The organism is Gluconacetobacter diazotrophicus PA1 5 (assembly GCF_000021325.1).
GTDB lineage: Bacteria > Pseudomonadota > Alphaproteobacteria > Acetobacterales > Acetobacteraceae > Gluconacetobacter > Gluconacetobacter diazotrophicus.
The window spans coordinates 3,007,567-3,030,385 of record NC_011365.1; the positions used below are offsets into that span (position 1 = coordinate 3,007,567).

The 22,819-nt window shown below is 61.1% G+C and carries 23 protein-coding genes, 1 tRNA gene and 4 pseudogenes; 15 read left to right on the forward strand and 13 right to left on the reverse strand.

What is annotated here, in order from left to right; all coding sequences use genetic code 11:
- Positions 1-98: 98 nt before the first annotated feature.
- The gene (locus GDIA_RS19840; RefSeq protein ID WP_081434743.1) at positions 99-281 is read right to left on the reverse strand and encodes a transposase; all 183 of its coding nucleotides are present in this window, start codon (positions 279-281) and stop codon (positions 99-101) included.
- Positions 282-396: 115 nt separating this feature from the next.
- Between GDIA_RS19840 and GDIA_RS18780 the strand changes: the two genes are divergently transcribed.
- Positions 397-1,454, forward strand: a protein-coding gene (locus GDIA_RS18780) for an IS630-like element ISGdi4 family transposase (protein ID WP_157864088.1) whose coding sequence is annotated in 2 segments (ribosomal slippage) — positions 397-889 and positions 889-1,454 — 1,059 coding nt in all. Because the reading frame shifts where the segments join, the coding sequence is not laid out codon by codon here.
- On the opposite strand, the gene GDIA_RS18785 is transcribed toward GDIA_RS18780, so the two are convergent.
- Positions 1,428-2,102, reverse strand: a complete 675-nt coding sequence (locus GDIA_RS18785) for an IS5 family transposase (protein WP_081434744.1) — start codon at positions 2,100-2,102, stop codon at positions 1,428-1,430. The two genes, GDIA_RS18780 and GDIA_RS18785, sit on opposite strands and share 27 nt — an antisense overlap.
- Positions 2,103-2,538: 436 nt before the next feature.
- On the opposite strand from GDIA_RS18785, the gene GDIA_RS19305 reads away from it, so the two are divergent.
- From GDIA_RS19305 to GDIA_RS18790, 3 genes are all read left to right on the forward strand, one after another.
- Positions 2,539-3,252 carry an SHOCT domain-containing protein gene (locus tag GDIA_RS19305; protein ID WP_012554524.1) on the forward strand — a complete coding sequence of 238 codons (714 nt, stop codon included), beginning with the start codon at positions 2,539-2,541 and terminating at the stop codon, positions 3,250-3,252.
- Positions 3,253-3,265: 13 nt separating this feature from the next.
- Complete coding sequence (locus GDIA_RS19310) at positions 3,266-4,294, forward strand: hypothetical protein (protein WP_012554525.1); 1,029 nt, start codon at positions 3,266-3,268, stop codon at positions 4,292-4,294.
- Between the two features lie 566 nt (positions 4,295-4,860).
- A protein-coding gene (locus tag GDIA_RS18790) for an IS630-like element ISGdi4 family transposase (protein WP_157864195.1) occupies positions 4,861-5,918 on the forward strand; the annotation gives its coding sequence in 2 pieces (ribosomal slippage) (positions 4,861-5,353 and positions 5,353-5,918; 1,059 coding nt in all).
- 39 nt (positions 5,919-5,957) lie between these two features.
- Here the strand turns inward: GDIA_RS18790 and GDIA_RS13765 are convergent.
- The 5 genes and pseudogenes from GDIA_RS13765 to GDIA_RS13780 all read right to left on the reverse strand — a co-directional run bounded on the left by GDIA_RS13765 (position 5,958) and on the right by GDIA_RS13780 (position 9,738).
- On the reverse strand, positions 5,958-6,794 hold the full coding sequence (locus GDIA_RS13765; RefSeq protein ID WP_012222260.1) for an IS5-like element ISGdi1 family transposase: 837 nt from the start codon (positions 6,792-6,794) through the stop codon (positions 5,958-5,960).
- 163 nt (positions 6,795-6,957) lie between these two features.
- Entirely contained in the window at positions 6,958-7,173 is a 216-nt protein-coding gene (locus GDIA_RS19315) for a hypothetical protein (protein WP_157864196.1), read from the reverse strand.
- 72 nt (positions 7,174-7,245) lie between these two features.
- Positions 7,246-7,731, reverse strand: a pseudogene (locus GDIA_RS13770) (IS3 family transposase); the annotation flags it as partial.
- Between the two features lie 112 nt (positions 7,732-7,843).
- A complete protein-coding gene (locus GDIA_RS13775) occupies positions 7,844-8,902 on the reverse strand; it encodes an IS481-like element ISGdi10 family transposase (protein WP_012222646.1) in 1,059 nt (352 codons plus the stop codon).
- Positions 8,903-9,021: 119 nt separating this feature from the next.
- Positions 9,022-9,738 (reverse strand): IS6 family transposase, encoded by a 717-nt coding sequence (locus GDIA_RS13780; protein ID WP_012554528.1) that lies wholly within the window; start codon positions 9,736-9,738, stop codon positions 9,022-9,024.
- 335 nt (positions 9,739-10,073) lie between these two features.
- Between GDIA_RS13780 and GDIA_RS13785 the strand changes: the two genes are divergently transcribed.
- The 5 genes and pseudogenes from GDIA_RS13785 to GDIA_RS18810 all read left to right on the forward strand — a co-directional run.
- A complete protein-coding gene (locus GDIA_RS13785; RefSeq protein WP_012553962.1) occupies positions 10,074-11,270 on the forward strand; it encodes an IS256-like element ISGdi8 family transposase in 1,197 nt (398 codons plus the stop codon).
- Positions 11,271-11,394: 124 nt separating this feature from the next.
- A complete protein-coding gene (locus GDIA_RS13790; protein WP_012228320.1) occupies positions 11,395-12,816 on the forward strand; it encodes a class-II fumarase/aspartase family protein in 1,422 nt (473 codons plus the stop codon).
- 106 nt (positions 12,817-12,922) lie between these two features.
- Positions 12,923-13,042 (forward strand): annotated as a pseudogene (locus GDIA_RS19955) (hypothetical protein); the annotation flags it as partial.
- A 186-nt stretch (positions 13,043-13,228) separates the two neighbouring features.
- Positions 13,229-13,414 (forward strand): annotated as a pseudogene (locus tag GDIA_RS18805) (IS6 family transposase); the annotation flags it as partial.
- A gap of 58 nt (positions 13,415-13,472) precedes the next feature.
- Positions 13,473-14,459: pseudogene (locus tag GDIA_RS18810) on the forward strand (IS481-like element ISGdi9 family transposase); the annotation flags it as partial.
- Here the strand turns inward: GDIA_RS18810 and GDIA_RS19730 are convergent.
- The 3 genes from GDIA_RS19730 to msrB form a co-directional block, all read right to left on the reverse strand.
- Positions 14,422-14,598 (reverse strand): hypothetical protein, encoded by a 177-nt coding sequence (locus GDIA_RS19730; protein WP_231854151.1) that lies wholly within the window; start codon positions 14,596-14,598, stop codon positions 14,422-14,424. The pseudogene GDIA_RS18810 and the gene GDIA_RS19730 overlap by 38 nt on opposite strands.
- Before the next feature lie 29 nt (positions 14,599-14,627).
- Positions 14,628-15,332: a peptide-methionine (S)-S-oxide reductase MsrA gene (gene msrA, locus GDIA_RS13800; protein ID WP_012228319.1), complete on the reverse strand. Its 705-nt coding sequence runs from the start codon at positions 15,330-15,332 to the stop codon at positions 14,628-14,630.
- 178 nt (positions 15,333-15,510) lie between these two features.
- Positions 15,511-15,975, reverse strand: coding sequence for a peptide-methionine (R)-S-oxide reductase MsrB (gene msrB / locus GDIA_RS13805; protein ID WP_012554529.1), 465 nt, complete (start codon positions 15,973-15,975; stop codon positions 15,511-15,513).
- Between the two features lie 152 nt (positions 15,976-16,127).
- On the opposite strand from msrB, the gene GDIA_RS13810 reads away from it, so the two are divergent.
- From GDIA_RS13810 to GDIA_RS13830, 5 genes are all read left to right on the forward strand, one after another.
- Entirely contained in the window at positions 16,128-16,751 is a 624-nt protein-coding gene (locus tag GDIA_RS13810; protein ID WP_012228317.1) for a cytochrome b/b6 domain-containing protein, read from the forward strand.
- Positions 16,748-17,497, forward strand: coding sequence for a molybdopterin-dependent oxidoreductase (locus tag GDIA_RS13815; RefSeq protein WP_012554530.1), 750 nt, complete (start codon positions 16,748-16,750; stop codon positions 17,495-17,497). Before GDIA_RS13810 ends, GDIA_RS13815 begins: the two co-directional genes overlap by 4 nt.
- Before the next feature lie 124 nt (positions 17,498-17,621).
- The gene (locus GDIA_RS13820; RefSeq protein WP_231854366.1) at positions 17,622-17,900 is read left to right on the forward strand and encodes a pentapeptide MXKDX repeat protein; all 279 of its coding nucleotides are present in this window, start codon (positions 17,622-17,624) and stop codon (positions 17,898-17,900) included.
- A 253-nt stretch (positions 17,901-18,153) separates the two neighbouring features.
- Positions 18,154-19,035, forward strand: a complete 882-nt coding sequence (locus tag GDIA_RS13825; RefSeq protein ID WP_012228314.1) for an alpha/beta hydrolase family protein — start codon at positions 18,154-18,156, stop codon at positions 19,033-19,035.
- Positions 19,032-20,633 carry an amidase gene (locus GDIA_RS13830; protein ID WP_012554531.1) on the forward strand — a complete coding sequence of 534 codons (1,602 nt, stop codon included), beginning with the start codon at positions 19,032-19,034 and terminating at the stop codon, positions 20,631-20,633. Before GDIA_RS13825 ends, GDIA_RS13830 begins: the two co-directional genes overlap by 4 nt.
- Before the next feature lie 18 nt (positions 20,634-20,651).
- Here the strand turns inward: GDIA_RS13830 and GDIA_RS13835 are convergent, their stop codons facing one another.
- The 3 genes from GDIA_RS13835 to GDIA_RS13845 all read right to left on the reverse strand — a co-directional run bounded on the left by GDIA_RS13835 (position 20,652) and on the right by GDIA_RS13845 (position 22,610).
- Entirely contained in the window at positions 20,652-21,095 is a 444-nt protein-coding gene (locus GDIA_RS13835) for a GFA family protein (RefSeq protein WP_012554532.1), read from the reverse strand.
- Between the two features lie 24 nt (positions 21,096-21,119).
- Positions 21,120-21,563, reverse strand: a complete 444-nt coding sequence (locus GDIA_RS13840; protein WP_012554533.1) for a hypothetical protein — start codon at positions 21,561-21,563, stop codon at positions 21,120-21,122.
- Between the two features lie 81 nt (positions 21,564-21,644).
- Complete coding sequence (locus GDIA_RS13845; RefSeq protein WP_012554534.1) at positions 21,645-22,610, reverse strand: TrmH family RNA methyltransferase; 966 nt, start codon at positions 22,608-22,610, stop codon at positions 21,645-21,647.
- Between the two features lie 34 nt (positions 22,611-22,644).
- On the opposite strand from GDIA_RS13845, the gene GDIA_RS13850 reads away from it, so the two are divergent.
- Positions 22,645-22,730 (forward strand) — tRNA-Tyr (locus GDIA_RS13850).
- Positions 22,731-22,819 lie beyond the last annotated feature (89 nt).

The following is a 22,819-nucleotide window of genomic DNA, read 5'->3' on the forward strand; positions in this document are numbered from 1 at the left end:
GCTGCGCGTGTCGCGGGGCGGTGGGGTGTCGCATACCCCACCGCCCAATTTTCATACTCTTGTTTTATTGTCAATGTTTTTCTGAAAATGACGCCACATTAAACCCAACTCTTCCCTATCCTCGGAACAGGACAAAGCCGCCGCAGCGCCATACGAAGAATTGCCAGTTCAATCATATGGCAGGACACATCTGCCCTTTCTTCATAATCCTTATCCAGCCTACGATAGTCACCCAGCCACGCAAATCCTCGTTCGACCAGCCAACGCTTTTGCGCCGGAATAAAGCCGTCCTTATACCAACTCCGGTCGGCCCTGACTCATATGTGATTGCCTGACGGTATCGTTCTGGAACGAGCTGTGATTCACAGGATGCCGAACCGGGCGGGAGGCATCCGAATGGGCGGGGCGTTAGCGTTGCGTGAGGATTATGATGCGGCGGGACTGCGTGCTCTGGCGCGGACAACGAGGCATGCGGGCCAGGCGCGTCGGCTTCTGGCGCTGGCGGCGATCTACGATGGTGCGTCACGCGGAGACGCGGCACGACTGGCTGGGACGGATCGGCAGATTGTGCGGGACTGGGTGGTGCGTTTCAACGCCGAGGGCCCGGATGGCGTGCGGGATCATCATGGGGGCGGTGTCGTTCCCCGCCTGACACCAGCCATGTTGGAAGCGCTGATGCGCCGGATCGAGGACGGCCCGATCGCTGCCGTGCATGGGGTGGTGCGCTGGCGGCAGGCTGATCTGGGGCAATGGCTTTATGAGGAATTCGGCGTCTCTCTTTCGCGCAGCCGGCTGAGCGCCGTTATCCGGGGCCTCGACTTCCGCCTTCTGACGGGACGCCCCCGGCACCATGCCCAGGATCCCGAGGCCCAGGACGTTTTTAAAAAAGCTTCCCCGACGTCATGGCCGGGATCCGGGCCCGGCATCCCGGCAAGGCCATCGAACTCTGGTGGGGCGACGAGGCGAGGGTCGGCCAGAAAACGAAGCTGACGCGCCGCTGGGCCAGACGCGGCACCCGTCCACGCGCGCCTGCCGATCAGCGCACACGTTCGGCCTGGATCTTCGGAGCGATCTGTCCGGCGCTAGGCAAGGGAGCGGCCCTCGTCCTGCCCTGGTGCAACCTCCACGCCATGAACCGGCATCTCGACGAGATCTCGCAGGCCGTAGCGCCGGGCGCTCACGCTATCCTCATCGTCGATCAGGCAGCGTGGCATACCAGCCCGAAACTCGATATCCCCGCCAACATCACCATCCTGCCGCTCCCGCCACGCTCGCCCGAACTCAATCCGGTGGAAAACGTCTGGCAGTTCATGCGCAATACCTGGCTGTCGAACCGGATCTTCCGCACCTACGACGACATCGTCGATATCTGCTGCCACGCCTGGAACCAGCTCGTCGACCAGCCCTGGCGCATCATGTCCCTCGGGCTACGACAATGGGCACATGGGTTTTAACAAACAGGAGTTGGTATTAGGATTTGTATGATTTTCCCCAATTTCGACCTCTCCTCCCAGAAACTTTTTCACGTATTTGCTGAGTTTCTCTCCTCGATAGCCTTTGTCAGCAACGACTTTCTGCACCGCGCTAACCTCATGCTTCTTTTTCAGTTTGCGGATTAGCTTTTTGCCACCCTTCACATCGTGGGTATTAGCTGATGTCACCACGACACCCACGATATTGCCAGCACCATCCACGGCCAAGTGGCGCTTGCGACCCTTTACCTTCTTTCCTCCATCAAAGCCCTTGGAAAGATTAGACATTTTGGCGGTCTTAACGCTCTGGCTGTCTATGGTGAGCAAAGACGGTTCATCAGAGCGGCCATCCATCAACCGCAATTGACGATAGAAGTCATTGAAAGCCATACCGAATTTCCTGCATACTCCAAATGCACGGAAATAGCGGTAAACGGTGCCCCACGGCGGAAAATCGCGAGGTAACCCGCGCCACATGCAACCATTCTTCAGCATATAGAAAATAGCGTTCAGTATCTCCCTCATATCTGTACTGCGTGGCCTACCACCCCATTTGGCATCAAAGATATAGGGCTTGATCAGTTCCCACTGGTCATCAGTCAGATCAGTATCGTAGGATCGTCGCTGCATTATAATATTCCGAAATATTTTTACATATTATTGCCCCCTTCTTCTATGGAGTAGGAATGCCATGAGTAGATGGTGTTCTTCTTTCAATGTTCAATATTGGCGCAAAAAAACATTTAATGCTTCAGATTTCTGAGATTCATTATTACAATGAATCACTTATCGGGCGAAGCTTGTTGGAAATCTCATTTTCCCATATCCTACGGGTGGCGTGTCGTAGCGCCTTTTCACACGAGGTCGCCCCTATGTCGGGTGGCCTGCCTAATGCAACACCCGGCTTTCGAGCCAAGGCGGTGAATGGGGGCACTCATTCTTCGTCCAAGGGAAATAAGCAGGGCGTGCCTATACCTCGTGTGAACACGCTACGACCCGCCCGACGCCAGGGAGGCGTCGATGGGAAACTATGCCCGTCGTAGGGCAGAACACGAGGTGTCGTTCAATGAGGGGGCTGGGCAATATACTTTTATTCTGTTTGTATGGGATTTTAGCAATAACACTTTCTGTCCCTACTATCGGTCTGACTCTGTTATTTTTTATAGCTAACTGCTGTTTTATCTTCTGGGGCGCGCCCAATAGACGCGAAACTTTGATCAAAAAGATCGAATCTAACCTCACCGCTGACGAAACACTTGTCGCTGAGGTCGTAGAACTGAGGCCATTTGCCCTGTTTCATCGCAGGTTTGGAATTGCCGTTACCAATAACCGCATCATGTCGCTTCAAAGAAAAATATTGGGCGGTTACAAGAAGATGGAAGAGTGGCAATGGAAATATATCTCAGAAGTTTCTATAGAAGAAAATAATTTCCCAAGCATATTGGGATCGAATTTGTTTTTCTCATTTACCGATTCTCCTAATCACGATCCCGGATTTGATATAATTGGAGTGGATTCACAGGTCGCGTCGAAGATTTACGCAGTGGCGAACGCACAGAAACAGGATTGGACTGAGAAAAACCGAATCCGAATGATGGAAGAACATCGGGCCAAGTCCGGGGGTGTGAACATCCAAGGATTTCCTTCAGCCACTCCAATGCCGACAGTGAGCTTGATCGAACAGAAATTGAAGGAAGCCAAATCGCTTCTTGATAGCGGATTAATATCAAACTCCGAATACCAAGAAAGAAAATCAAAAATACTTAGCGATCACATTTAGAAAGAAGACGGGAATGAGACTCTTAACGCTCTCTTTATTGTCAGCATTGTTGTCGTTTGTCGTCGGAAACGCGCGGGCCGGAACCATCTATTACAAATATCCAGACGGTAGCACTTTAACGTCCGGATCAACAAAAAAAGATTTGTGCGTAATAAGTAACGCGGATGAGCAATTAACCCTGTGGCACAGAGGAGGCGATCAGAAGATATTCTTCAAATACCCCGTGAATTATGAGGCAAATAATATCTACTTTATCAGAAATAGGACCTCTCACGCCAATTCAGATTTTCAGTTTAAATTTGATTATCAGGGACAGCAGGGGGAAGGTTCTGGACACGATCTGAATGACGACAATAATCATTTGTACGCTTTGGATATGACCCCTGATAATTACAGATCATTTGTAGACCAATTAACGACCCAGCAATCATTGCAAATTGATATATCTGCCGCAGGAGGGGACGCCGATAGCAACTTGGTTGAAGTTGAACAGATAAATATCGCATGGCCGAATTTTGGCCAGACTATGCAACATTTCCAAGATTGCATTGCCAATAACGGACCGGCCCCCGGCTGGGTCCAACGCATTGATCCTGAATTGCAAGCGCAGCAACAAGAACAAAATGATAACGCTCTACAAACCGAATACAATAACTCTATAGATGTAAGTACATTTATTTCCTACGGGAAAGAGGCGGCAGGAAAGGAATTTCATATAAAAGGATACGTATATTGTGAAGATTTAGACAGTTGCAACGTTATAGACGATAGTGACGAGCTAAAAAGGATTTGGTTTTCTACGGATAATCTTTCTGGCCAAATCAGAAATCACCTGTTGCATTGCTCCTATGCCCAAGGTGACCCTAACAGGTGTGCGGTTATCCTGTCGGGAAGAGGCCGAATGGCAAGTGTAACGACACTAGGGCGTTCGAAGGTGGAGGCCGGAATTGATCCCTCCAACATTAGGTTCGTCTCATGGGGAGAAACAGCGAACAATGTGATGAACCAAGCAATAAAGAATCTTAAATCTTACCAAAATTAAGATCGCTTTGTGTGTTTTTTGTATTGATGGGATGAAGTGAATCCTTCATCCCATCAATTTATGACGGTATTCAAACTATTGGTCCGTCTCATAGAGTAAGGTATTTATTGAGTGTTAATTTTTATTGTTTTTCTCCTTATCCCTATCAGCAAGATAAATTGCTCGCCGCAGGTCTCTTATCTCTGAATAATTGAGACATCCCAGCCGAATAGGATCTAACATTCGAGGGAATTGCGCGAGTAATGCGAGATGGTGTTCGGGAATATTCTGCATTTTTTTGCCTTTCATGCAGGTTTCGGACACCTAGTGAAGAACGCTGTGCTGTGTCCGCAGCGTTCTTCACAGGGAAGTGGTTAGAAGCTGCCTGCTATAACCACTTCCCTTCCACCATAGACAATCTGACGCCTGAAATTCCACAACGAACTGAATTTTAGCGATGTGGAGACTTTTGAAACAGTCTCTTATACCAACTCCGGTCGGCCCTGACTCATATGTGATTGCCTGACGGTATCGTTCTGGAACGAGCTGTGATTCACAGGATGCCGAACCGGGCGGGAGGCATCCGAATGGGCGGGGCGTTAGCGTTGCGTGAGGATTATGATGCGGCGGGACTGCGTGCTCTGGCGCGGACAACGAGGCATGCGGGCCAGGCGCGTCGGCTTCTGGCGCTGGCGGCGATCTACGATGGTGCGTCACGCGGAGACGCGGCACGACTGGCTGGGACGGATCGGCAGATTGTGCGGGACTGGGTGGTGCGTTTCAACGCCGAGGGCCCGGATGGCGTGCGGGATCATCATGGGGGCGGTGTCGTTCCCCGCCTGACACCAGCCATGTTGGAAGCGCTGATGCGCCGGATCGAGGACGGCCCGATCGCTGCCGTGCATGGGGTGGTGCGCTGGCGGCAGGCTGATCTGGGGCAATGGCTTTATGAGGAATTCGGCGTCTCTCTTTCGCGCAGCCGGCTGAGCGCCGTTATCCGGGGCCTCGACTTCCGCCTTCTGACGGGACGCCCCCGGCACCATGCCCAGGATCCCGAGGCCCAGGACGTTTTTAAAAAAGCTTCCCCGACGTCATGGCCGGGATCCGGGCCCGGCATCCCGGCAAGGCCATCGAACTCTGGTGGGGCGACGAGGCGAGGGTCGGCCAGAAAACGAAGCTGACGCGCCGCTGGGCCAGACGCGGCACCCGTCCACGCGCGCCTGCCGATCAGCGCACACGTTCGGCCTGGATCTTCGGAGCGATCTGTCCGGCGCTAGGCAAGGGAGCGGCCCTCGTCCTGCCCTGGTGCAACCTCCACGCCATGAACCGGCATCTCGACGAGATCTCGCAGGCCGTAGCGCCGGGCGCTCACGCTATCCTCATCGTCGATCAGGCAGCGTGGCATACCAGCCCGAAACTCGATATCCCCGCCAACATCACCATCCTGCCGCTCCCGCCACGCTCGCCCGAACTCAATCCGGTGGAAAACGCCTGGCAGTTCATGCGCAATACCTGGCTGTCGAACCGGATCTTCCGCACCTACGACGACATCGTCGATATCTGCTGCCACGCCTGGAACCAGCTCGTCGACCAGCCCTGGCGCATCATGTCCCTCGGGCTACGACAATGGGCACATGGGTTTTAACAAACAGGAGTTGGTATTAGAGCCCGATCCGAAAGTTCTTCAACCGTGACAATGCCTTGCTGTCCGTCGTGTGAGCATTCGGATCGAGGCGATCAATGTCCATGCGGTTGAGGAAGCAATGGATTGTTCCCAGTCTTTGGCGAGCCGCCTGCACCGTCCCAGCCATGCGAATGTCCGTTCAACCACCCAGCGGCGCGGCAGGATCTGAAAGCCCTTCGCCGTATCGGACCGCCTGATGATTTCAAGGGTCCATTTTCCCATGGAGGCGAGCGCGGATCGCAATTTGTCGCCAGCATAGCCGCCATCAGCGAAGATGTGGCGCAGCCAGGGAAAGCGCCTGCGTATCGCTGCCAGGACATCAACAGCCCCATCACGGTCCTGGATGTCGGCGGCATGAACGAGGAGAAAGATCAGGAAGCCGCAGGTATCCGTCACAATATGGCGCTTGCGGCCCTTGACCTTCTTCCCCGCGTCATAGCCCGAAAGCCCGCCACTTTCCGTGGTTTTCACCGACTGGCTGTCAATCACGCCCGCGCTCGGAGAGGCTTCACGCCCCTCGATCTCGCGCAGGCTCATGACCAGCACCGTATTCATGACTTCGAACACTCCGGCACCACGCCAGGCGTAAAAATAGCGCCTGACGGTCGAGACCGGCGGAAAGCATTTCGGCAGCAGGCGCCACGCACACCCGGCCGAGGCTATGTAGAGCATCGCGTTGACCACCTCGCGCATATCCGTAGTGCGGGGGCGACCGCCCCGTTTCGCCGGGGGTACAAATGGCATGATCAAAGCCCACTCCCCGTCCGTCATATCCGATGGATATCGCAACCCTTCCCGGCTATGTTCACGTCGGGCAATACCAGTCCATGTCACCATTCACTCCATCTCTTCGCAAAGACGGATGAATCACAACAGGCTGGTATTGTTCAAAAACTTTCGGATCGGGCTCTAACATCATTTCCCGCTCATCGGTCGACACCATCAGCGTCGGCAATGTCAGACCAGGTGAGGGAAAGGGCGCGAGCCGCATAATCCACCCTCACATTTTCAGGAATGCCCGGACCCGTTCCAACTCGTCCGCTGTTTTCTCGCTAGTCCAGCCTTGCTTGGCTGCATAAGCCAGGACATGCCCTTCGACATCCGTCCAGCCAAGACCGGCATTCTTGACCGCATCCCGGTAGATTTCCGGGACCTGTTGCAAAGTTTTTGGTGTTGCGTGAAACCGCGTTTGGTATTGGTGTGAGGCACTGCGCATGGGTGATTTCAAGGGTCGGCATTTTGGTGGAGCTGAAGCGTCCCGGGTTTCCCGGAGGCCATTTGGTTTGAGTCACGCAGCCATATCGATGATCTCGAGGGCTGCATAGTAGTTGGCTTCGGCCTCGGCGGGTGGGATATAGCCGATGGGGCCAAAGAGGCGATGGTTATTGAACCAATCGACCCAGCGCAATGTTGCCATTTCCACGGCCGATACGGTCGGCCAGGAAGGCTGCCGCCAGATGACCTCGGCCTTGTAGAGGCCGTTGATGGTCTCGGCCAGGGCATTGTCATAGGAGTCCCCGACGCTGCCGACCGAGGGTACCAGATCGGCCTCGGCCAGGCGCTGGGTGTAATTCATGGCGAGGTATTGGACGCCCCTGTCACTATGGTGGATCAAGCCATCCTCGGGTCCGGGCCTGCGGGCATGGATCGCCTGCTCCAGGGCGTCCAGCACGAAGCCGGCGGTGGCTGACGTGCTGACCTTCCAGCCGACGATGCGCCGGGCATAGGCGTCGATCACGAAGGCGACATAGACGAAGCCGGCCCATGTGTGGACGGGCTCTGTTGCAAAGTTAGGAATGGGTTGGATCGGGCCTGATTCCCAAGGTTTTCAGGTGTAGAAGTTTGCACTTAATCTGACGGACGGCTTGAAGTGGCCGGCGTGGATGCTACGCGTTCATGTGGTGTTCGACGTGGCGCCCGATATCTTTTTCGCGGGCGTGGTGGGCTGCGTCAAGGAAGGTTTGCATCGGGGTTTTGCCGAAGCAGTATCGTCCCTGGTGGGTGCGATTGCGGTTGAAGTCATCCATCCATTCGTCGAGGTCTGCCTGGAGTTCGTGGATGCTGTCGTAGATCTTGCGGCGAAAAGTGACACGATAGAACTCGTCGAGCATGGTCTTGTGGAAGCGCTCGACGATGCCGTTGGTCTGCGGGCTGCGCGCCTTGGTGCGGGTATGGTCGATGTTCTCCACCGCCAGATAGAGTTCGTATTCATGGCGGTCATGAGAGCCGCAGAATTCGGTGCCCCGGTCGGTCAGCACGCGCTGGAGCGGGAGATCGTGCAGCTCGAAGAAGGGGATGACGCGGTCGTTGAGCAGGTCGGCAGCGGTAACCGGGGTCTTGCGGTCATAGAGCTTGGCGAAGCCGACCTTGCTGTAGGTATCGACGAAGGTCTGCTGGTAGACGCGACCGACGCCCTTCAGGGTGCCGACATAGAAGGTATCCTGGGCGCCGCAATAGCCGGGACATTCGGTCTCGAACTCGCCCCAGGCCTCCTTGTCGGCCTTGGCCTTCTCCAGGGCCGCAAGCTGGCTTTCGGTGAGGATCAGCCGTTCCTGGGCCATCTTGGCTTCGAGCGCCTTGAGGCGGAGCTTCATGGTAGCGAGGTCGTGGCGCAGCCAGATGCTGCGCACCCCGAAAGGAGAGACGGTGACGCCGCGCTTGAGCAGTTCGTTGGCCACGCGGGCCTGGCCCCAGGCCGGTTGTTCGATGGCGATCGCGACCACTGCTTCCTCAACCGCCGGCTCGACGCGGTTTTTCAGCAAGGGTTTGCGGCGGGAGAGTTCCTGGAGCGCGATTTCGCCGCCTTTGTCGTAGAGCTCCTTGAAGCGGTAGAAGCTGTCGCGCGAATACCCCATCATCTTGCAGGCCTGGGAGACGTTGCCCAGTTGCTTCGATAGTTCCAGCAGGCCAACTTTGGCGCGGATGATCTTCTGGTCACGGGTCATGAGGATATCCTCCGATGGCTGCGGCGGGGGCTGCGTCGCCCGGCCACTCCGCCCCCGCCGCAGCCCTGGTTGAGCTTCAGCAGACACCATCCGTCAGATTTAGTCGAGACTTCTACATTTCAGGCTGTGTAAATCCCGAACTGCCTTTCGATCAGACGCACTTCTCCCATGATGCCTTTTTCCTGTTGCCAGGGTTTGGCCTGCCCTTTTTTCAAGGCCCGCATGACCTCGAAGCCCCTGATGGTCGCATAGGCCGTCTTCAGGGTCTTGAATCCGCGAACAGGCCGGATCAGCTGCTTCAGCTTGCCATGATCGGCCTCGATCACGTTGTTCAGATACTTCACCTGGCGGTGTTTCACCGTATCCGTCAGCTTGCCGTCCTTTTTGAGCTCGCCGATCGCAATCCCATAGGTCGGGGCCCTGTCCGTGTTGATCGTCTCGGGCTTCTCCCAGTCCTTCAGACCGTTCACCGCCTTGCCCAGGAAGCGTTGGGCCGCCTTCGCGTTTCGGGTTGGCGACAGATAGAAATCAATCGTATCCCCATCCTTGTCGACCGCCCGATATAGATACGTCCAACGCCCCTTCACCTTGATATACGTCTCATCCACCCGCCAGCTGCGGGAGAAGCCCGGGCGTTTCCAGTACCAGCGTAGGCGCTTTTCCATTTCGGGCGCATAGCGCTGCACCCATCGGTAGATCGTGGAATGATCCACGCTCACACCGCGCTCGGCCAGCATGGTTTCAAGGTCGCGATAGCTGATCCCGTAGCGGCAATACCACCGAACCGCCCACAGGATCACAGCTCCACCAAAATGCCGACCCTTGAAATCACCCATGCGCAGTGCCTCACACCAATACCAAACGCGGTTTCACGCAACACCAAAAACTTTGCAACAGGTCCGGCTGTGCCGCGTTATTGCCCACATACAGATATCGAAGCGACCGCTGGCTAGCGGCGGTGGATCCGGCATGGTACCGTGCCGGATCAGGAATTCGAAGGCAAGGTGTTGCTGCCGTGGAGATTTCCATTCCGCGGCCCGATTAGCTTCGGGAAACCTCGTCTGCACGGCTGTGTCCCGAGGTGTGGTGTAGGAGCGAGTCTGGCTGCTGAGGCGGCCATCGCCGGTCTTTGATAGGGTTCGGGTGCGAACTGAACCTGAAGGACCTGACGATGACCGACGAGAAGATGGCGCTGCTGGAGCTTGTGGAGCAAGCGTCGGATGGCGATTTTGTTCGTGAGATGCTGGCGTTCGCTGCCGATCGGATGATGGAGATGGAGGTTGAGGCCGGGACCGGTGCGCCGCTTGGCGCGCGTTCGGCCTCCCGCTCGACCCAACGCAACGGCTACCGCGCTCGGAACTGGGACACCCGGGCGGGCACGGTGGAGCTTGCGATCCCGAAGCTACGCAAGGGCAGCTATTTCCCGACCTTCCTGGAGCCGCGGAAAACGGCGGAAAAGGCACTGCTGGCGGTCATCCAGGAAGCCTACGTCCAGGGTATTTCCACGCGATCGGTCGATGATCTCGTCCGCGCGATGGGCGCCGGGGGCATCTCCAAAAGCCAGGTCAGTCGTCTGGTGGGCGAGATCGACGAACGGGTCAACAGCTTCCTGTCTCGGCCGATCGAGGGCGAATGGCCGTATCTCTGGATCGACGCCACCTATCTGAAACTGCGCCAGGGTGGCCGGATTGTCTCGATTGCCGTGATAATCGCCGTGGGCGTAAATACGGACGGCCGTCGTGAGGTGCTCGGCGTGGCGACGGGACCGTCCGAAGCGGAAGCGTTCTGGACGGATTTCCTGCGCTCCCTGGCCGATCGCGGCCTGCGCGGCGTGAAGTTGGTGGTGGCCGACGCGCATGCCGGACTGCGGGCCGCGGCCGGTCGCGTGTTCAATGCGACCCTGCAACGCTGCCGGGTGCACTGGCTGCGCAATGCGCTCGCCCATGCCCATGCGAAGCAGCGTCCTGCCATCTCGGCCCTGTTGCGCACGATCTTCACGCAGGAAACCGCCGAGGATGCGTCACGCCAATGGCGGCACGTCACCGACAAGCTGCGCGAAGGCTTTCCGAAGCTGGCCGAATTCATGAAGCGGACGGAAGTGGACGTGCTTGCCTACATGGGCTTTCCTCGGGAGCATTGGACGCAAATCTCGTCGACGAACCCGATCGAGCGGGTGAACAGGGAGATCAAGCGTCGCTGCGACGTCATCGGCATTTTCCCCAACGATGCCGCCATTATCCGCCTCGTCGGCGCGCTGATGCTCGAACAGAACGACGAGTGGGCGGTCTGCCGACGTTACATGACGCTGGAAGGACTGGCCGCCATCAGCCATAATCCCACAATCAGCCTGCCCGCCGTGGCCGCCTGATAACCTCGAACCCTTCGAGGAACGGTGCTCCTACACCACACCTCGGGACACAGCCTTCTGCACTCCCGCAAGCAATGGGTAACGCGGGCGAAAGCTCCGATACCGACCACTGAAAGGCCGAATCTTGGCAACCAGCGTCATCGACAGCCCCGTTTTCCGGGACCTCTTCACCGAACCGCGTGTTCGCAAGATCTGGTCGGACTCCGGACGGACCGAGCAGTACCTCGCCGTTGAAGCAGCACTCTCGGAGGTTCAAGGGCGGCTCGGCATTATCCCCGCAGACGCTGCGAAGAAAATTGCGTCCGTTTGCTTGCTCGAGAAGATCGACATGGTACGGCTCGCGGATGAAACGGCAGAGATCGGCTATCCGGTCCTCCCGCTCGTCCACCAGATCCAGTCGCTCGCCGGCGATGCGGGCGACTGGTGCCATTGGGGTGCCACTACGCAAGACATCACCGATACCGCTACCGTCCTGCAGATAAAGGCGTCGCTCGACGTGGTGGCCGATCTGCTCGAACGCTGCATCGCCGCAGCCTCCGGCCTCGCCCGTGCACATCGCGATTTGCCGATGGTGGGGCGCTCGAACCTACAGCAGGCGGTGCCAATCACCTTCGGCTTTAAGATGGCAAGACTGGCCGCTTGCCTGTTACGTCATCGCGAGCGGTTGGCGGAGCTACGTCCGCGTATTGAGGTTCTGGAGTTCGGCGGCGCCTGCGGGACGCTCGCCTCTCTCGGCGATCGCGGTCTCGATGTCCAGAAAGTCCTCGCCGACACGCTGGGCCTCGCCCGACCGCCCATCACCTGGCACACGGATCGCGACTCGATTGCTGAAACGGCATGTTTCCTTGGCCTTGTTACCGGGACGCTGTCAAAGTTCGCTACCGATCTCAAGACCATGATGATGACGGAAGTGAACGAGGCAGCCGAGCCGTTCGTTCTTAATCGCGGCTCCTCCTCGACCATGCCGCAGAAGCGCAATCCGATCTCGTGCTGCTACATCACTGCCTGTGCGGCGAGTGTGCGCCAGTCGACCGCAGCCCTTCTCGGCAGCATGGATGCTGACCATGAGCGCGCGACGGGGCCGTGGGAGATCGAGTGGATCGAACTGCCGCGTATATTTTCGCTCGCTAGCGGGGCACTGTCGCAAGCCGCTTTCGTAATCGAGGGGCTTGAGGTGAACGGGGATCGAATGGCCGCGAACCTCGGTATCACCAAAGGGCTCATCATGTCGGAAGCTGTCATGATGGCTCTGGCACCGAAGATCGGTCGGGGCCAGGCTCACGACATGCTCTACAAAGTCTGCCGCGCGGCGCTCGAACAAAACAGGTCGCTAGCCGAGATGCTAAAGGCGGACGACGCCGTCACGGAGCAGCTTTCGCATCGGCAGATCGACCACCTGACCGATCCGGCGCGCTATCTCGGCTGTGCCGGAGAGATGATTGACGCGGTGCTCGCTCATTCGACAACATCGGATCATGACCCTATTACTACTCTCGCAGAAAATTTGGACGAAGGATTCCCTTCGAGAGCGATCGCTGATTCATAGGATACCGGCTATGGCGGGAGCTGGCGATGGATGGCGATTGGCGGGTTGATCTTGATGCATGGCTGGCGCCCTCTCTGGCGGGGCGGGGCGGGGCGGGGCGGGGCGGGGCCGCAAGGCTCAGCGCAGCATGTGCCCGGCTTATATTGCGGGTCTGATCGGACTGGACGATCGCAAGAGTATCCAGCCGATGGCGGCGCGCACGAGCGAGATCCCCTACGACCGGTTACAACAGAGCCGTTCTCCGAGCCTTCCATCTTCCGATCTATGAGTCATTGACGTATACTTGTTGTGAATGTCAAAGCTGCAGACCGTTGTCGAACTGCCTGAATTCATAAAGCGGGCAAAAGGGCTCTGTTGCAAAGTTGGCGTGCCTGTTGGAAACCGCGGTCAGTTTTGAGGCGGGGCGTTGTGGATGAACGATTTCAAGGGTCGGCATTTTGGTGGAGCTGTGATCCTGTGGGCGGTTCGGTGGTATTGCCGCTACGGGATCAGCTATCGCGACCTTGAAACCATGCTGGCCGAGCGCGGTGTGAGCGTGGATCATTCCACGATCTACCGATGGGTGCAGCGCTATGCGCCCGAAATGGAAAAGCGCCTATGTGTTTGGTCCCGGGATTTGGTGGTGCATTATTTTCACATGAGTGGAAGGATGCGCTATGGGCCAGGTTCACCACGGAAGCGCCACGACGACAGCGGCAGTCCGTCGAGCGATACAACATAGTCAAGAGAGCCTGAGGGTTCTGGCGAAACGCTACGGGATCAACCCGAAGACGGTCGCCAAATGGAAGGGGCGGACCGATACGTCGGATCGACGCACCGGTCCGAAGGTCGCATCCTCAACCATCCTGTCGACCGAAGAAGAAGCGATCGTTGTGGCCTTCCGTCGCCATACCCTGCTGCCTCTTGATGATTGCCTTTATGCGCTTCAGGCGACGATCCCGCATCTGACGCGATCTTCCCTGCACCGTTGTTTTCAGCGCCATGGGATCAGCCGCCTGCCCGAGACCGAAGGCGACAAACCAAAACGGTCGAAGTTCAAGAGTTATCCGATCGGCTATTTTCACATCGACATTGCTGAAGTCCGCACTGAAATGGGGCGCCTTTATCTTCTGGTGGCGATCGACCGGACCTCGAAATTCGCTTTTGTCCAATTGCACGAGAAAGCGACACGTCGCGTTGCCGGTGACTTCCTGCGTGCTCTGGCCGCTGCGGTTCCCTACCGCATCCATACCGTGCTGACCGATAACGGCACGCATTTTACCGATCCGGCCGGCAATGGATGGACACCCGAAGACATCAAGGCCATGCGGGCGGATGGTGTCCTGTTCCGGTGCCACTCTTTTGAACTGGCCTGTGCTGATCTCGATATCGAGCATCGACTGACAAAGCCGCGACATCCCTGGACGAATGGCCAGGTCGAGAGGATGAACCGCACGATCAAGGACGCCACCGTCAAGCGCTTCTACTACGAAACACATGACCAGTTGCGTCAACACCTCGCCGACTTCGTTACCGCCTACAATTTCGCCCGCAGGCTCAAGACCCTGCGCGGCCTCACTCCATATGAATTCATTTGTCAGCAGTGGGAAAAAGAACCATCACGGTTCATACATAATCCGCACCACCAAATCCCGGGACCAAACAATCGATCATGGGGGGCGGCAGCCGGCGAAGGAAGAAACGCCTCAGCCACGCAGCGGCCTCGGCGAGGACAAGCCGATAGGCATTGGCGTCGCCCTGCTGGGCGGCCGCCATCCAGTGACTCCATTCGGCTTCCGTCACTCTTGCTCCTGTTGCTGCCGCCCCCGCCCTTACGGTCCGCCGGGCGCGGCAAGCGTCAGGATCGGGTCATCGCGATACTGTGCGCCGTATACCATCTTCAGCGCCTCGATCCGAGGGGCGTCATACGTTGCGATGTAGGAATCTTCCGGATGGCGGGCCGCGAAATTCTGGTGATACTCCTCGGCCGGATAGAAGCCATGATCCGGAACGATCTGCGTTGCGATCGGGCGCGCGAAGACATGCGCGGCATTCAGCTGCCGGATATAGGCGCGCGCCGCCGTCGCCTGCTCCGGCGTGCGGGTGAACAGGGCGGAGCGATACTGGCTGCCGACATCCGGAAATTGCCTGTTCACCTGCGTAGGGTCCAGTGCGACCGAGAAGAAGATCTGCATCAGCGTGCCGTAACCGACCTGCGTCGGGTCGTATTCGACCGCGACCGATTCCGCGTGCCCCGTATCGCCGCCGCTGACGGTCTCGTATTCGGCGGTGTCCTTCGTTCCGCCGTCATATCCCGCGCGCGTCGCGGTCACGCCGCGTATGTGCTGGAAGACACTCTGGACGCCCCAGAAACATCCTCCGGCGAAGACGGCGGTGGCACGATGGGTCGTCGCGGGCGCTTCGGCGGCTGCCGGCGGCGGCAGACGCGTGGCGAGCGGCGCGTCCGCGGCATGGCACGCCGTGCCGAGCGCCCCCATGGCAATGAGCGAGATGCCGAGTAGTCCTGACCGTGTCATGGTTTTGGTCCTCTCAGAGCCTGACCGAAAATGTGAGCTGGTGAGCGAGAGCGGCCCGATAGGCCGCGCCCGGCGTGTGTTCCCGAGCACCGGAGCGGAGCGGCCTTGATGGCCGTGAGCACCGGAGCGCAGGAAACGCGCGTCGGATCGCCGCCAGCGCGCATTTTCGGTCAGGCTCTCAGGCCGGGTGGAAGGACAGGGCGACGCCGTTCATGCAGTAGCGCAGGCCCGTAGGCGGCGGGCCGTCGTCGAAAACATGGCCGAGATGGCCGCCGCAGGTGGCGCACAGCACCTCGGTCCGATCCCTGCCGAGCGAATGGTCGGCGCGTTCCTGCACGGCATGCGGCAGGGCGCGGTAGAAACTCGGCCAGCCGGTGCCGCTTTCGAATTTGGTGCCGGCGTCGAACGCGGCGGTATCGCACCCGGCGCAGGCGAAGCGGCCAGGTCGATGCTCGCCCAGAAGGGGGCTGGACCACGGCATTTCCGTGCCGGCCCGGCGCAGGACGTCGTATTGCGCGGGCGTCAGCAGGCGGCGCCATTCCGCATCCGAATGCGAGACGGCATAGGGCGGCGCGGCGCGGCCGGGGCGCGCGGCCAGCAGGAACGCGGCCGAGGCAAGGCAGAACTGGCGGCGGGAGGTCATGGAACCGCTCCTTCACGATGACAGGATGTCCGGTTCTTCGGCGTGCCGGGGCCATTGGTTACGAGCGGCGGCGGACTATCTTTTTGCGCAAGCCTGTAACCGTTTGCTGGTGCGGGACGAACGGACCGACATCAGTTCCAGGAGGCCCGCAGATGCCCCGACCTCGCCGCACGCCCGCGCTGGTCATCAGGATCACCCACTGGATCGGCGCGCTGTCGATGCTCGCCATGATCGGCAGCGGGTGGCAGATCTACAATGCCTCGCCCATCCTGCCGTTCACCTTTCCGCCCTGGATGACCCTGGGGGGATGGCTTGCCGGCGGGATCGCCTGGCATTTCGCGGCGATGTGGACGCTGATGGGCGCAGGTGTCATCTACGTGGCGTATGGCGTCGTCTCGGGCCATTTCCGGCGCGACCTGCGACCGCAGGGCGTGCGCGCTATCGGCCGCGACATGGGTCTTGCGCTGCGCTTCCGGCTGTCTCACATGCCCGGTCGGTACAACGCGGTACAGCGGCTGCTCTATACGGGCGTGCTGATCGTGGCCGCCCTGACGGTGGCCTCGGGCCTTTCGATCTGGAAGCCCGTGCAGCTTGGATGGCTGACCTGGCTGTTCGGCGGCTACGACATCGCGCGCCGGGTTCACTTCACGATGATGGCGTTGATCGTCGGGTTCCTGATCGTCCACGTGGTGCTTGCCCTGATCGTGCCGTCGACCCTGTTCGGCATGGTGTTCGGCCGCAGACCAGTGCCGCATGATTCGGAGGCAGCCCGATGAAGCGGCCGGACCTGGATCGCGCGGCCATCGCGCCGGAATTGCGCCGCCTGGAGTGTCGACTGATGCTGAAGGGCATGGTGTCGCTCGGGGGGCTTGCCATGTTGTCGGGCTGCGTGCTGGATGACGAACCTGCGGTCGAACGTGCGCTCGCGCGGGTGATGAACTTTACCGATCGCGCGCAGGCGCTGTTGTTCAGCCGGCATCGCCTGGCGCGCGAGTTCGACGCCTCGCGGATCACGCGTCCTTTCCCGTTCAATGCCTATTACGGGCAGGATGAGGTGCGTACGGTCGATCCGGCGCAATGGCGCCTGGAGGTGTCGGGTCTGGTCACGGACACGCGTCCCTGGTCGCTCGCGCGGTTCCGCGCCTTGCCGCAGAAGCGTCAGATCACGCGTCATATCTGCGTGGAGGGATGGAGCGCGATCGGCTGCTGGTCCGGCGTGCCGCTTTCGGTGTTCCTGCAGCATGTCGGGGCCGATCTGCGGGCGAAATACGTCGATTTTCATTGTTTCGACGATTATTCGACCAGCATCGACATGGCGACGGCCCTGCATCCACAGACCATCATGGTACTGGATTTCGACGATGCCGCGCTGCCGGCGGCCTATGGCGCCCCCATGAAGGTCCGGATCCCGACCAAGCTGGGCTACAAGAATCCGAAATATCTGGCGGCGATCACTGTCACGAACCGCTTTCCCGGCGGCTACTGGGAGGATCAGGGGTATGACTGGTTCGGCGGATCGTAAAATAATTCGCTCTCTGTAACCTTCGGACCCGTACGGGCGAAGAACAAAACAGTGGGACGGAAATGTCCGTCTCCATGCAGATTTTTTCAATCAGGGAGCAAGCTTCATGTCCATTCGTCATCTCATGGTCGCCGCCGCAATATGGTCCAATATCGCCGTCGTCGGTACGGCAGTCGCGCAGGACAGCATGTCGCGCGATGCGATGGCGCATGACGGCATGGCCAGGAATGCCATGTCGCATGACAAAATGGCACCGAATGCCATGTCCCAAGACGCCATGCGGAAACATGCGGACACGACCCGCCACGGCATGGAGAAGAATGCGATGTCCGGAGAGTCGATGAGCCATGACGGCATGATGATGGCGCCGTCGCATGAAAACGGCATGTCCAGGCCCAACTGACAGGCTGGCGCGTTTTCCCGGTTGGCGGGCGGGCGCGGGAGAACCTCGTTTCCTGCACGCTACCGATTCTTTCGAAGTATTTACTCCATCTCGACCGCAGTATAGGGTGAATACCCGGCGGGAAAGGGCTGTCAGGAGAAAAGCTTCCGCACCGCGCGATGAAAAAAAATCGTTCGGCGTCAGTTTTTTTTCTCGATCATCGCCTGCCTCGGGTCGGAGGCAGGCTGCTTATGCCTGGGGATGGAGTGTACTGATGCGACGGATGCTGTTTTCGCTTCTGCTCGTGGCGCCCGTCATGGCGCTGGCGGCGCCGCCGCCCGCTGCGGTGACCACCGATCCGCCCGTCGATCACGCGCATCCGGCGGCGATGACCGCCTTCGTCATCCCGTCGGGGGACGGCGCGCTGAATGCGGTGATGTACAGCGCGGCCGGTGCGCGGTCGCATCCGACCTTGCTGCTGCTCCATGGCTTTCCCGGCAACGAGCAGAATCTGGACCTGGCGCAGGCGGCGCGGCGTGCGGGGTGGAATGTTCTGACGTTCCATTATCGGGGGTCCTGGGACAGTCCCGGCCGCTTTTCCTTTGACCATTGCGTGCAGGATGCCGCCAGCGCGCTGGCGTATCTGCGCCGGCCGCAGGTGATCGCGCAATTCGCCATCGACCCGTCGCGGATAGCCGTCGCCGGGCACAGTCTGGGCGGGATCGTCGCCGCGCGGACCGCTGCGGACGATCCGCGTGTTATCGGCGCCTTCCTGATCGATCCGGCCGATTTTGCCGCGATCGGCCGCGGCTTTTCCGACCCCAAAAAGCGCGAGGCGTTCCTGGTCGGTGAAGTGCGCGGGGACCTGCCGCCGCTGACGGGCACCAGCGCGGACCAGATCATGGCCGAGGTGGCGCATGCCGGTCCGTCGCTGGATCTGGTCGCGACTATGCCGGCGCTGTCCGGGCGGCCCCTGGCGCTGATCGGCACGACGCGCGGGATCGGCTTCATGTCCGCCGCCGCCGCCCGGGCCGCGCGGCAGGATGGTGCGACACATCTGGAAGCCCGGACGCTGGATACCGACCACAGCTTTTCCGATGCGCGGATTGCCCTGGCCGGCCTGCTGGTGACATGGTTGGGGCAGTTCCAGAAATGACATCCAGGGGCGCTGTGTCGGGTACCGAAGTCTTCTCGCGTTTTCGTCTTCCGAAAAAAACGGGACCTGTCGCGGCGCTGGCCGCAACGCTGGCGGTCTGCGCGCCCGGCCTGTCGCGGGCCGCGCCCGACAGCGCCGCCGGCCTGGTGGCGGACATGCATGCCGGGCGGCTGGCGCCCGATGACCTGGTGCGCCGCTACAGCGCGCGTATCGCGCAGGTCGATGCGGGGCCCGGCGGGCTGCATGCGATCCTGGCGTTGAACCCCGATGCGGCGCAGCAGGCCGCCGCGCTGGCGCGGATGCGGCGGGTGCCGGGGCCGCTTTACGGCCTGCCGATCGTGGTGAAGGACAATATCGAAACGCGGGACGACCTGCCGACCACGGCGGGGTCGCTGGCGCTGGCGGGCAATGTCTCGCATCGCGATGCGCCGGTGATTGCGCTGCTGCGCGCGGCGGGGGCGATCGTGCTGGGCAAGGCCAATCTGTCGGAATGGGCCAATTTCCGCTCGGCCCACGCCAGCAGCGGATGGAGTGCGGTGGGGGGCCTGACGCACAATCCCCATGACCGGGCGCGGACCGCATGCGGGTCCAGCGCGGGCAGCGCCGTCGCGGTGGCGGCCGGGCTGGCCCCTGCCGCGATCGGCACGGAAACCGACGGGTCCATCACATGCCCGGCCTCGGTCAACGGGATCGTGGGGCTGAAGCCCACCGTCGGGCTGGTGTCGCGCAGCGGGATCGTGCCGATTTCCGCCAGCCAGGACACGGCGGGGCCGCTGACGCGCACGGTGCGCGACGCCGCCCTGCTGCTGGGCGTCATCGCGGGATCGGACCCGGACGATCCGGCGACGGCGGCGGCCGACCGGCATCATGCGGACTATCTGGCCGGCCTGCGGCCCGACGCGCTGCGGGGCCGGCGCATCGGGGTGATGCGCTTCGCCCAGGGCGGCAATCCGGACGTGCGGGTGCTGTTCGAGGCGGCGCTGGCGCGGCTGCGCGACGGGGGGGCGGTCCTGGTCGATATTCCCGCCTTCGATTCCTCCGCGATCGACGGGCCGGAACTGACCGTCCTGCTGTCCGAATTTCGCGCCGGGCTGAACGCCTATCTGGCCCATACCCCGGCGGCGGTGACGGTGCGTGACCTGCCGGCGCTGATCGCGTTCAACCGCGCGCATGCCGATCGGGAAATGCCCTGGTTCGGGCAGGATCTGTTCGAACGGGCGCAGGACGCGCCGGCATTGTCCGACCCCGCCTATACGACCGCGCGCGACACGGCGCGGCGGCTGGCGGGGGCGCAGGGGATCGATGCGATGCTGGCGCATGATCATCTGGACGCGCTGGTCGCGCCCACGATCGGGCCGGCCTGGATGACCGACCCGGTGCTGGGCGACCGCCCCGGGGACGGGACGGGGGCCGGGTCGCTGGCGGCGGTCGCGGGCTATCCGCACCTCAGCGTGCCGATGGGGCAGGTGCGGGGGCTGCCGGTCGGACTGTCCTTCATCGGTCCCGCCTGGTCCGAGGCCACGCTGCTGGCCCTGGGCTACGGGTTCGAACAGGCCTCGGCCCCGGTGCAGGCCACGGCACAGGCCGGCGACCGGTGATCCGGGCGGCCCGTCCGGTCACGATTCGGCGGGTAGGTCCTCGACATCGATGCACCAGCCGGCCTTGGATGCGGTGAAGATCTGCCGGCGCGGCGTCAGGCCCGGGTCGCAATCCAGCGTGCCGGCCGGAACGATCATCAGCCGTCCGTTGCGGGTCGCATGCGGGACCGGCGTGCCGCAGACGCGGCAGGTCGCGGTGGCGAAGCTGGCGGCCGTCGGCAGGTCCCAGCGCGCGACGCCGTCCGGCTGCCCCGTGGTCGCGTGCCCGCCCGTGGTCGAATGCCCGGAGGTCCAGGTCAGGTCGGCGGGCCGGGCGATCAGGTTGGCGGCGAAGGACGACCCCGTCGTCTTGCGGCAGCGGCCGCAATGGCACAGCACGAAATCCAGCGGCGCCCCGTCGATGCGATAGGTCACGGCGCCGCACAGGCAACTGCCGTTCAGCGTGGGTGGGTTTTTCGTCATGAGGCCCGTTCCCCTTGTCGCTCCCTACTGGATCGTGACGTGGAAGGTGGTGGTCCAGGCGCGGCCGCGCGGGAAGATGACCTGGATCGTGGCCTCGTCCGGGCCGATGGCGCCGGGGGCGGGGGTATAGACGGCCTGGACGCCCGGTCGGGGTTCGGTGTTGCAGGCCCGGCGCTGGTTGCCGGCCGGATAGTCGGAATAGAACGACCCCTGCGCAATGCTGACGGTGCCGTGGGCGGGCGGCGACAGCAGCCGCACGGTGGGATAGCCGGCGAGCGAACAATCCGGATTCAGCGAGAACCAGTTGCCCAGCAGGCCGGGGTGCCCGGCCGCGACCGTGAAGTCGCGGACATGGTGGGCATTGTTGGCCGGACCATGAGAGCGGGCGCCGTCCTGTTCGCTACCTGTATCCGCGCAGCCGGCGAGCAGGACGGCCCCTGCGAGGAGAATGGGCAGGGCAGGCTTCATTCCGGATCTCCATCTCTGCTGCATCGGCAGACCGTGCCACGGACCGGCGGCGAGGTCAGCGGGGTAAGCGCGATTTTAAGATTATGCCTTTCCGCGCCGTACCAGTTCGTACAGGGCGACGGCGGCGGCGTTGGAGACGTTCAGGCTTTCCATGTCGCCGGGCATCGCCAGTCCGGCGATTTCGTCGCAATGCTCGCGGGTCAGGCGGCGCAGCCCGTCGCCCTCGGCGCCCAGTACCAGCGCCACCCGCCGCTGGCCGAAACTGGTGCCGTCCAGGATTCCGCCGCCGGCATCCAGCCCCACGACCCAGAAATCCAGGCTCTTCAGCGCGTCCAGCGTGCGGGCCAGGTTCACCACCCGCACCAGCGGCACGATTTCCAGCGCCCCCGACGCGGCCTTGGCCAGGGCACCGGTCTCGTCCGGCGCGTTGCGTTCCATCACCACCACGGCGGCGGCGCCGAAGGCGGCGGCGGAGCGCAGGATGGCGCCGACATTGCGCGGATCGGTCACCTGGTCCAGCAGCAGAAGGGGGCCGGGCCGCCCGGTCATGTCCTCGATCGCCAGCGACGGCAGCGCATCGGCCAGGACCGCGATTCCCTGGTGAACGGCGTCGCGCCCGCACAGCGATTCCAGCCGGGCGCGATCGGTGCGGTGGGGCTGCATCGGCAGGGGAGCATTCAGGCGCTCGCGCAGCGCGGCCTCGCCGTCCTCGGTCGCCAGGATCTGGCGGATGCGGCGTTCCGGGTTGCCCAGCGCCGCCAGCGCGGGATGCAGCCCGTACAGCCAGTAGGTGCCACGCGGGGGGCCGCCGCGCGCCGCGCCGCCGCCGCGCCGCCCCTGGCGGCCCGGGGCCGCGCCCGGGGATGTACCCGAGGCCGGGGTCGAGCCCGCGTCGTGGGGGGCATTCTGGTCCGCCCGACCGGGCGAACGCGGGGTGGATCGTGCGTCGGGACGACGCGGGGGGCGGGTGCGCATGGCCCCGATATAGGCCGAACCACCGCCCCCGTCACGCCGTTGCGACACGATATGGAGACAGGGCATTGACATGCCCCGCGGATAGCCTTAACCACCCTTCCCACACGGAGGGGTGCCCGAGTGGCTAAAGGGGGCGGACTGTAAATCCGCTGGCGTGCGCCTACGTTGGTTCGAATCCAACCCCCTCCACCAATTCTCCCGATCAATCAGTATCATGACGTCTCACGCGGCTGGTTTTCCGCCTGCGTACGCCATTCTGCGTCTCGCATTCCGAATGAGGT

Excerpts from the sequence above, each read along its gene's own strand:
- GDIA_RS18785 (WP_081434744.1), bottom strand. The coding sequence starts at position 2,102 with ATGCAGCGACGATCCTACGATACTGATCTGACTGATGACCAGTGGGAA.
- GDIA_RS19305 (WP_012554524.1), top strand. The coding sequence starts at position 2,539 with ATGAGGGGGCTGGGCAATATACTTTTATTCTGTTTGTATGGGATTTTA.
- GDIA_RS19310 (WP_012554525.1), top strand. The coding sequence starts at position 3,266 with ATGAGACTCTTAACGCTCTCTTTATTGTCAGCATTGTTGTCGTTTGTC.
- GDIA_RS13765 (WP_012222260.1), bottom strand. The coding sequence starts at position 6,794 with ATGGTGACATGGACTGGTATTGCCCGACGTGAACATAGCCGGGAAGGG.
- GDIA_RS19315 (WP_157864196.1), bottom strand. The coding sequence starts at position 7,173 with ATGCGCAGTGCCTCACACCAATACCAAACGCGGTTTCACGCAACACCA.
- GDIA_RS13775 (WP_012222646.1), bottom strand. The coding sequence starts at position 8,902 with ATGACCCGTGACCAGAAGATCATCCGCGCCAAAGTTGGCCTGCTGGAA.
- GDIA_RS13780 (WP_012554528.1), bottom strand. The coding sequence starts at position 9,738 with ATGGGTGATTTCAAGGGTCGGCATTTTGGTGGAGCTGTGATCCTGTGG.
- GDIA_RS13785 (WP_012553962.1), top strand. The coding sequence starts at position 10,074 with ATGACCGACGAGAAGATGGCGCTGCTGGAGCTTGTGGAGCAAGCGTCG.
- msrA (WP_012228319.1), bottom strand. The coding sequence starts at position 15,332 with ATGACACGGTCAGGACTACTCGGCATCTCGCTCATTGCCATGGGGGCG.
- msrB (WP_012554529.1), bottom strand. The coding sequence starts at position 15,975 with ATGACCTCCCGCCGCCAGTTCTGCCTTGCCTCGGCCGCGTTCCTGCTG.
- GDIA_RS13810 (WP_012228317.1), top strand. The coding sequence starts at position 16,128 with ATGCCCCGACCTCGCCGCACGCCCGCGCTGGTCATCAGGATCACCCAC.
- GDIA_RS13815 (WP_012554530.1), top strand. The coding sequence starts at position 16,748 with ATGAAGCGGCCGGACCTGGATCGCGCGGCCATCGCGCCGGAATTGCGC.
- GDIA_RS13820 (WP_231854366.1), top strand. The coding sequence starts at position 17,622 with ATGGTCGCCGCCGCAATATGGTCCAATATCGCCGTCGTCGGTACGGCA.
- GDIA_RS13825 (WP_012228314.1), top strand. The coding sequence starts at position 18,154 with ATGCGACGGATGCTGTTTTCGCTTCTGCTCGTGGCGCCCGTCATGGCG.
- GDIA_RS13830 (WP_012554531.1), top strand. The coding sequence starts at position 19,032 with ATGACATCCAGGGGCGCTGTGTCGGGTACCGAAGTCTTCTCGCGTTTT.
- GDIA_RS13835 (WP_012554532.1), bottom strand. The coding sequence starts at position 21,095 with ATGACGAAAAACCCACCCACGCTGAACGGCAGTTGCCTGTGCGGCGCC.
- GDIA_RS13840 (WP_012554533.1), bottom strand. The coding sequence starts at position 21,563 with ATGAAGCCTGCCCTGCCCATTCTCCTCGCAGGGGCCGTCCTGCTCGCC.
- GDIA_RS13845 (WP_012554534.1), bottom strand. The coding sequence starts at position 22,610 with ATGTCAATGCCCTGTCTCCATATCGTGTCGCAACGGCGTGACGGGGGC.